A 1886-nucleotide genomic window follows, 5' to 3' on the forward strand; every position below is an offset into this window, starting at 1 on the left:
TGTGTATAAGAGACAGCCGGAGACCTGGTCGACCACCCGGTCGCCGGTCCCCCGATCCGTGACTACCTGTCGAAGTTGTTCAACAACTGGCGCAGTAAAGGTGCCTCGATGGTGGCCGACAGCTGGGGAAATGAGAACTACGAGATCTTCCAGCACGGAAACGCATTGACCGCGGTCTTCCACGAGGACTACCACTCCGACGGTCCCTACATCAACAACGCCTACCGCACTTTCACGTTCGACATGGGCGCCGGCGGGCGGCAGTTGCAATTGGCCGACATCACCAAGCCTGGGATCGACCCACTGGCGACGATCCCGCAACTGGGCGAGCCTTACATCAAGGAGGCACTGGACCGGGCGTTCTGGGAGCACCGCCCCGGAGACTATCCCTTTGTCCCGGAGCGCTTCACGCCCGACAAGGTGTTCTCCGGCGGCTACCGGTCGTGGGCGCTGACCCCCGATGAGCTGATTCTCTACATGCCCGACTACCCGGTCAGCCACGACAGTCCGATCCAGTACAACCAGATGCAGTGGTACATGGACGGCGGCAACGTACAGGCGCACATCCCGCTGTCCGCACTGAGCTCGATCCTGCGACCGGAGTACGGCGGGTCCTAACGGAGCCCGGCTAGCCGTACCGAAACAACGCCAGGCTCGCCAGCACCACGATCCCAGCGATCGCGATGACCGGCGCCACCATGATGGGCGTCAACGTGGCCCCGACGACGGCGCCCAGGATCATCACGAAAACGACGCCGTAGCGCAGCTTTCCGCGTTCGCCGGTCCCACCGGCCAACCGGCTGTCCACCCCGATACCGACGATCGTCGAGGTGAGCACCGTGGTGTAAAGCTCCTGAATGCCGAACTGGCGGGCGCTCGAGTTCTGCACACCGAACGCGATCGCCAGGCCGGCGATCAAGAGCAGCTTGCTGGTGCCGTAGTAGTCCAGCACACCCATGCCCGCCAGTGCGGCCAGCACCAGAAGCATCACTGCCTCCAGTCCCAGTGCGATCGTGAGCCAGTAGCGGGGCCGCTGGCCGAAGCTTCGGAACAACCGCCCGCCGATGACCGCGCCCAGCAGGAATCCCGCCACCGCGACGATCGCAGCGGTCAGATCGAATCCGGTGCTGGGGACGAACAGGAACCCCAGGAAGATCGCATTGCCAGTCATATTCGCCACGAATACCCGGCCGAGCACCAAGACACTGACCGCGTCGACCAGACCCGTGGCGAAGGTCAGCAGCATTAGCGCGATCACCGTGCGCCGCTGCGACAACGGCGACGCGATCGGCATGCTATCCGCTAACCCTCGTCCGGTCCTGGGCTAGCCCTGGAGACGTGGAGTCAGGTCCAGCGAGGTGATGGTGGGCATCCTGGTGACCACCCACCGGTTCTGGTCGCGCTTCATGAAGAGCCGGTAGGTCAGGTACTTGATCTGGGGGATCGATTTGCTCAGTTCGCTGGTTGCCGTGGTGTTGGTGTAGACGATCACCGTGGCCTCGGGACCATTCAGGGTCTCGACGGCCGCACCGACGATCTCGGTGGTGTCGGTGACCCTGGCCTGCTTGTTGCTGTCCGCGATGGCGTCAATGAACTTGCGGTACTGGGCTTCCAGGTCGCCACTGAGATAGACCGAGGCCCGATCCGGAAGGGAATCCATGTTTTCCGGGGTGTAGTTCCACAGCGTGTGGATCGCCCGGGCCGCAGTCCTGGCGATGTCGAGCTTGATGGCCACCTCCGCGCGATCCAGGAGATACGGCTGGGCCGCGGCGCCCGCAAACGCGGCGGCGCCCACGAATGCCGCGGCCGAGAGCGCAACCGCAAGCCGCACACCGAACTTGCCCCGACCCGGGCGCTTCGCCGCCGCCTCTGTCTCTTATACACAT

1 protein-coding gene and 2 pseudogenes are annotated in these 1886 nt (G+C 64.0%); 1 reads left to right on the top strand and 2 read right to left on the bottom strand.

The genetic code is table 11. From position 1 onward, the window contains the following. Nucleotides 1–18 precede the first annotated feature (18 nt). Nucleotides 19–618 (top strand): annotated as a pseudogene (locus LI94_RS21020) (RsiV family protein); the annotation flags it as partial. 10 nt (nt 619–628) lie between these two features. Here the strand turns inward: LI94_RS21020 and LI94_RS21025 are convergent. Both LI94_RS21025 and LI94_RS21030 read right to left on the bottom strand, forming a co-directional pair. Further along, on the bottom strand, nt 629–1294 hold the full coding sequence (locus tag LI94_RS21025) for a YoaK family protein (protein WP_024442915.1): 666 nt from the start codon (nt 1292–1294) through the stop codon (nt 629–631). Between the two features lie 30 nt (nt 1295–1324). Further along, a pseudogene (locus LI94_RS21030) lies at nt 1325–1825 on the bottom strand (mammalian cell entry protein); the annotation flags it as partial. Between the last annotated feature and the right edge of the window lie 61 nt (nt 1826–1886).

This window comes from Mycobacterium sp. UM_Kg27 (genome assembly GCF_000972905.1).
GTDB lineage: Bacteria > Actinomycetota > Actinomycetes > Mycobacteriales > Mycobacteriaceae > Mycobacterium.